The sequence below is a fragment of the Pseudoalteromonas sp. APC 3224 genome (genome assembly GCF_030407535.1).
In the GTDB taxonomy this organism is placed as follows: Bacteria; Pseudomonadota; Gammaproteobacteria; order Enterobacterales; family Alteromonadaceae; genus Pseudoalteromonas.
In genome coordinates this window covers 209,111-215,426 of the sequence record NZ_JASDDF010000001.1, presented here as the reverse complement: position 1 = coordinate 215,426, position 6,316 = coordinate 209,111, and the positions used below count along the sequence as shown (strand labels likewise).

At 42.8% G+C, this 6,316-nt stretch carries 10 protein-coding genes; all 10 read right to left on the bottom strand.

All coding sequences use genetic code 11. The features are described 5' to 3' along the window. Nucleotides 1-732: 732 nt before the first annotated feature. Nucleotides 733-1,134, bottom strand: coding sequence for a 50S ribosomal protein L17 (gene rplQ, locus QL989_RS01010; protein WP_008115370.1), 402 nt, complete (start codon nucleotides 1,132-1,134; stop codon nucleotides 733-735). A gap of 39 nt (nucleotides 1,135-1,173) precedes the next feature. Beyond that, nucleotides 1,174-2,160: a DNA-directed RNA polymerase subunit alpha gene (rpoA, locus tag QL989_RS01005; protein WP_008115371.1), complete on the bottom strand. Its 987-nt coding sequence runs from the start codon at nucleotides 2,158-2,160 to the stop codon at nucleotides 1,174-1,176. Between the two features lie 24 nt (nucleotides 2,161-2,184). After that, a complete protein-coding gene (gene rpsD / locus QL989_RS01000; RefSeq protein WP_002959461.1) occupies nucleotides 2,185-2,805 on the bottom strand; it encodes a 30S ribosomal protein S4 in 621 nt (206 codons plus the stop codon). Between the two features lie 21 nt (nucleotides 2,806-2,826). After that, nucleotides 2,827-3,213 (bottom strand): 30S ribosomal protein S11, encoded by a 387-nt coding sequence (gene rpsK, locus QL989_RS00995; protein ID WP_002959471.1) that lies wholly within the window; start codon nucleotides 3,211-3,213, stop codon nucleotides 2,827-2,829. A 12-nt stretch (nucleotides 3,214-3,225) separates the two neighbouring features. After that, nucleotides 3,226-3,582, bottom strand: coding sequence for a 30S ribosomal protein S13 (gene rpsM / locus QL989_RS00990; protein WP_008115377.1), 357 nt, complete (start codon nucleotides 3,580-3,582; stop codon nucleotides 3,226-3,228). 125 nt (nucleotides 3,583-3,707) lie between these two features. Further along, a complete protein-coding gene (gene rpmJ, locus QL989_RS00985; RefSeq protein ID WP_002959476.1) occupies nucleotides 3,708-3,821 on the bottom strand; it encodes a 50S ribosomal protein L36 in 114 nt (37 codons plus the stop codon). A 22-nt stretch (nucleotides 3,822-3,843) separates the two neighbouring features. Next, nucleotides 3,844-5,172 (bottom strand): preprotein translocase subunit SecY, encoded by a 1,329-nt coding sequence (secY, locus tag QL989_RS00980; RefSeq protein ID WP_008115380.1) that lies wholly within the window; start codon nucleotides 5,170-5,172, stop codon nucleotides 3,844-3,846. A gap of 10 nt (nucleotides 5,173-5,182) precedes the next feature. Beyond that, entirely contained in the window at nucleotides 5,183-5,617 is a 435-nt protein-coding gene (rplO, locus tag QL989_RS00975; RefSeq protein WP_008115382.1) for a 50S ribosomal protein L15, read from the bottom strand. Between the two features lie 4 nt (nucleotides 5,618-5,621). Further along, a complete protein-coding gene (rpmD, locus tag QL989_RS00970) occupies nucleotides 5,622-5,804 on the bottom strand; it encodes a 50S ribosomal protein L30 (protein WP_008115384.1) in 183 nt (60 codons plus the stop codon). Nucleotides 5,805-5,807: 3 nt separating this feature from the next. Further along, nucleotides 5,808-6,314: a 30S ribosomal protein S5 gene (gene rpsE / locus QL989_RS00965; RefSeq protein WP_008115387.1), complete on the bottom strand. Its 507-nt coding sequence runs from the start codon at nucleotides 6,312-6,314 to the stop codon at nucleotides 5,808-5,810. Nucleotides 6,315-6,316: the final 2 nt, after the last annotated feature.

Here is a 6,316-nt window from a genome sequence, read left to right as displayed (position 1 = left end):
CGTTAAACTTTATCTCGCTAGGGCTGCGCATATTACGCTTTCCTATTTTTTTGTCAACACTTAATTTTGTTAAACTTGAAAGTTTTCAAAACTAAGTTTTACTCGACTCACTGAGTAGCTCGTGCCTCGCTATGCGTTGGCGTTCCCCGTCTCAGTGGGGTCGCATTATAGGGAGATCCGAAAACAGATCAACCCTTTTTTGCAGAAAACTTGAAATAAATGACTGTTCGCTGGATATTTAGACTAAACGCTTAAAAAGACAACTAAAGCTAATCATATTTCGCCTTTAAAGCTGTAAAAACTTATTTTTTGGAAAAATCTTTTCATAGTTATTGTAGCGATTACTAAGAAAACAAATTGTTTAGCTTTATATGGCCATTTAGATTAGTGGCGAATAAGTACATCAGGCAAGGACTCTACTATATAAAGTTAATGAGCTATTGGAGGGTATCAACTATTTCGAACTTTTTTATATTAATAACTATAAACTGTAAAAGTCGTTACATGGTCATATATTTATTAATCTAAATAGCTTTACTTATAAATAGAAAGATAGCAGTCCTAAACGCTCGCATTATGATTCGTCGATTCTAGTTAGGCTATTTTATTAGATGAAAGGAATGAGAATAAATTTGCTATTAATAATAGAGCTAAAAGCTTTATTCATTTTGTGTGAATTTTAGATATTAAAAAGCCGAGCATAAGCTCGGCTTTTTGGTGTCTCTTTAAGACTTACTCTGCAGACTGCGCGTCTTCTTGAACTTCTTCGCTCGCCGCTGGGCGACCAACTAGTTCAATATAAGCCATTGGTGCATTATCACCAGCACGGAAGCCACACTTAAGAATACGAGTGTAACCACCTGGACGATCCGCATTACGAGGACCGATTTCACTGAATAACTTACCAACTACTTCATTATCACGCGTGCGAGCAAACGCTAAACGGCGATTTGCTACACTGTCAGTCTTAGCCAGTGTGATTAAAGGTTCAATTACACGGCGTAACTCTTTCGCTTTAGGCAAAGTAGTTTTGATGATTTCATGTTTCACCAAAGAACCTGCCATATTGCTGAACATCGCTTTACGATGGCTACTGTTACGGTTTAATTGACGACCACTCTTACGATGGCGCATGACCCTATCCTTCTAACTAAACTAATATAGTGATTTAGATTATTCAGCTAGGCTTGCAGGCGGCCAATTTTCTAGGCGCATGCCTAGAGAAAGACCACGTGAAGCTAGCACGTCTTTTATTTCAGTTAGAGACTTCTTACCTAGATTAGGCGTTTTAAGAAGCTCAACTTCAGTGCGCTGAACTAAATCACCGATATATTGAATTTGCTCGGCTTTCAAACAGTTTGCTGAACGTACTGTTAATTCAAGATCATCAACTGGACGAAGTAGAATAGGATCGAATTCTGGCTTCTCTTCTTTCTCTTCTGGCTCAGTTACATCACGTAAATCTACGAATGCATCTAATTGCTCAGCTAAGATAGTAGACGCACGGCGGATCGCTTCTTCAGGATCTAAGGTGCCGTTTGTTTCCATATCAATGATTAACTTGTCTAAATCTGTACGTTGCTCAACACGGGCTGATTCAACCGAGTACGCAATACGTTCAACTGGGCTGAATGATGCATCAAGCAGCAATCGACCAATTGGACGCTCATCGTCATCAGAGGATAAACGACTAGATGCCGGCACATAACCACGACCACGCTCAACACGAATACGCATGCTGATCTCGCTGTTATTTGTTGTTAAATTACAAATAACATGATCTGGGTTAGCAATTGTTACATCGCCATCGTGCTGAATATCTGCCGCAGTCACAGGGCCTACACCAGATTTAGTCAGGGTCAGAAAAACTTCATCTTTGCCTTCTAACGTTACCGCTAGACCTTTAAGGTTTAGTAGTATTTCAATGATGTCTTCTTGTACGCCTTCTTTCGCGCTGTACTCATGCAATACACCGTCGATTTCAACTTCAGTTACTGCACATCCAGGCATAGATGATAACAGTATACGGCGTAAGGCATTACCCAAAGTGTGACCAAAGCCACGCTCGAGTGGTTCTAAAACTACTTTAGAACGCGTTGGGTTGATAGCGTCGATATCGACTAACCTTGGTTTTAGAAATTCTGTAACAGAACCCTGCATTTTATCCTCTCTTAACTCTTAACTTTACTTAGAGTAAAGTTCGACGATTAGTTGTTCATTAATGTCCGCAGACAGATCTGAACGCTCAGGTAGGCGCTTGAAGCTACCTTCCAATTTCTTACCGTCAACTTCAACCCAAGTCGGCTTTTCACGTTGCTCAGCCAACTCTAGAGCAGCGATGATACGTGCTTGTGTTTTAGACTTCTCACGAATTACAACAGTATCTTCTGGAGTAATTACGTATGAAGGAATATTCACAACACGACCATTAACTAGAATCGCTTTGTGGCTTACTAACTGACGTGCTTCAGCGCGTGTGCTAGCAAAACCCATGCGATATACAACATTGTCTAAACGTTGCTCTAAAAGCTGTAACAAGTTTTCACCTGTGTTGCCTTTAAGGCGAGCAGCTTCTTTGTAGTAGTTACGGAATTGCTTTTCTAATACACCGTAAATACGACGTACTTTTTGCTTTTCACGTAATTGTAAACCGTAATCAGATAAGCGTCCTTTACGAGCGCCGTGCTGACCAGGTGCAGTCTCAAGTTTACACTTAGAGTCGATAGCTCTTACGCCGCTCTTAAGGAACAGGTCAGTACCTTCACGACGACTCAGCTTGAGCTTAGGGCCCAAATATCTTGCCATGTTATTTCTCCTAACCTATTGTTAAACGCGACGTTTCTTCGGTGGACGACAACCATTATGTGGTATTGGCGTCACGTCAGTAATGTTGGTGATACGGTAACCAGCAGCATTCAAAGCACGTACAGCAGATTCACGACCTGGACCTGGACCTTTGATGAAAACTTCTAGATTTTTTAAACCGTATTCTTGAGCAGCAGTACCTGCACGCTCTGCAGCAACCTGAGCAGCGAATGGAGTAGATTTACGTGAACCACGGAAACCTGAACCACCGGCAGTAGCCCATGATAGTGCATTACCTTGACGGTCGGTAATCGTTACAATAGTGTTGTTGAAAGACGCATGAACATGAGCCATACCATCAGCAACTTGCTTTTTAACCTTTTTACGACGAATTGGTGTCTTAGCCATTTTACTATCCCCTTATCGCTTAATAGGCTTACGAGGACCCTTACGGGTACGCGCGTTAGTCTTTGTTCTTTGACCACGAAGTGGTAAAGAGCGACGGTGACGTAGGCCACGGAAACAACCAAGGTCCATAAGGCGCTTGATATTCAAAGTAACTTCACGACGAAGGTCACCTTCTACAGTGTACTTGCCAACTGCTTCACGCAATACGTCAAGTGTTTCGTCTGAAAGTTCACCGATTTTTGTGGTCTCGGCGATACCAGTCGCTTCTAAGATAGCCTTAGAGCGAGTCTTACCTATGCCATAAATAGCTGTTAAACCAATAACTGCATGTTTATGATCAGGGACGTTAATGCCAGCGATACGGGCCACTAACACATCTCCTATATTTGAATTTGGTAATCATCTGTTTGAAAAGCCCGTAAGGATACTCAAACGAAGACCAAATCACAACTAAAAACACAGGCCGAGAAACCTCAGCCTGCACGACTGTTTACTTAGCCTTGCCTTTGCTTATGCTTAGGCTCACTGCAAATTACGCGTACTACACCAGCACGTTTAATAACTTTACAGTTACGGCATATTTTCTTAACGGAAGCACGTACTTTCATTGCTCAACTCCGTAAACTGACCTTATCGACCGTAGCCTTTAAGGTTCGCTTTTTTCAGCACAGAATCATACTGATGTGACATCAGATGCGTCTGTACTTGTGCCATAAAGTCCATGATTACAACAACGATAATCAAAATTGATGTACCGCCGAAATAGAATGGCGTTTGCCATGCCATAGTCATGAATTCGGGCACCAGACAGATAAAGGTTATATACAAAGCACCTGCCAATGTCAGGCGTGTCATCACTTTATCAATGTATTTAGATGTCTGCTCACCTGGACGAATACCTGGGATAAATGCGCCAGATTTTTTCAGGTTGTCTGCTGTTTCACGCGGGTTAAAAACCAACGCTGTGTAGAAAAAGCAGAAGAAGATGATAGCCGCAGCTAAAACCATTGCATACAAAGGCTGACCTGGAGTCAACGTTGTAGCAATTGCTTGTAGCACATCAGCAACCGGACCTTCACCCTGGCCGAACCAGCTTGCAATTGTACCAGGGAACAGAATTATACTGCTAGCGAAGATTGGTGGAATAACACCCGCCATATTTACTTTCAGAGGTAAATGCGTGCTTTGAGCAGCAAATACTTGACGACCTTGTTGACGCTTGGCGTAGTTAACAACGATACGTCGTTGACCACGTTCAAAGAATACAACAAGATAAGTAACAGCGAATACTATAACCGCAACCATCAACAGTACAAAAACATTCAAATCACCTTGGCGCGCCATTTCGGCTGTCGAACCAATAGCAGACGGCAGGTTAGCTACAATACCAACAAATATTAGAACTGAGATACCGTTACCGATACCACGTTCTGTTATCTGTTCGCCCAACCACATAAGGAACATAGTACCGGTTACTAAGCTCACCACTGCGGTGAAATAGAATCCCATACCTGGGTTAACAACTAACCCGTTCATCATGCCCGGTAAGCTTGTGGCAATACCGATTGATTGGATAGTAGCAAGCACAAGCGTGCCGTAGCGTGTGTACTGGCTTATCTTTTTACGCCCTTGCTCACCTTCTTTCTTAAGCTCTATAAACGGCGGATACATATGCGTTAATAGTTGCGTAATAATCGAAGCCGAGATATACGGCATGATACCCAGTGCTAACACTGAAGCTCGCTCAAGCGCACCACCGCTAAACATGTTGAACATCTCAACAATGGTGCCCTTTTGTTGCTCGAAGAAATCGGCAAGTACAGCGGCGTCAATCCCAGGGATCGGCACAAATGAACCTAGACGGTAAATTATGATAGCACCCAATACGAAGAGTAATCGGCGCTTCAATTCCGAAAGTCCACCTTGTGCACTTTGTGTATCTTGACCTGGTTTAGCCATTAGTACTTCCTTAGTCTTCTACCTTGCCTCCGGCAGCTTCGATAGCTTCGCGTGCACCTTTAGAAGCCTTAAGGCCTTTAACGGTAACAGCGCGTGAAACTTCGCCAGATTTAACAACTTTAACGAACTGAACGTTCTTTTTAACTAGACCAGCTGCTTGTAACGCGCTTAGGTCTACCACATCGCCTTCAACTTTAGCGATTTCGTATAGGTTAATTTCTGCAGATACTAAAGATTTGCGAGAAGTGAAACCGAACTTAGGTAGACGACGTTGCATAGGCATTTGACCGCCCTCAAAACCAACGCGTACTTTACCGCCAGAACGTGATTTTTGACCTTTGTGACCACGGCCACCAGTCTTACCAAGACCAGAACCGATACCACGACCAACACGTTTTGGAGCAGTTTTTGAACCTGCAGCAGGTGAAAGTGTATTCAAATGCATCGAATTACCCCTCTACCTTAACCATGTAATAAACCTGGTTGATCATACCACGCACACATGCTGTGTCTTCTAACTCAACAGTGTGATTGATACGACGTAAACCAAGACCGCGTAATGTAGCTTTATGCTTCGGTAAACGACCGATAGAGCTTTTTACTTGTGTTACTTTTACAGTTTTATTAGCCATGGTTTACCCCAAAATCTCATCTACTCGAAGACCACGTTTTGCAGCGATCGACTGAGGAGAATTCATGTTCTCAAGAGCTGAGATCGTTGCACGTACAACGTTGATCGGGTTAGTAGAACCGTAACATTTAGAAAGTACGTTCTGCACACCAGTCACTTCAAGTACTGCACGCATAGCACCACCTGCAATGATACCAGTACCTTCAGATGCTGGTTTCATAAACACTTGTGAGCCAGCATGACGTCCTTTAACAGGATGCTGTAATGTGTTGCCATTTAGGTCTACGTTGATCATGTTACGACGTGCTTTTTCCATTGCTTTTTGAATAGCAGCTGGAACTTCACGTGCTTTACCATAACCGAAACCTACTTTACCTGCGCCATCACCAACTACAGTTAGTGCAGTAAAGCTAAAGATACGACCACCTTTAACTACTTTAGACACACGGTTCACCGCGATTAGCTTTTCAGCTAAATCAGGCTGTTGTTGCTTTGCTTCTACGTTAGCCATTG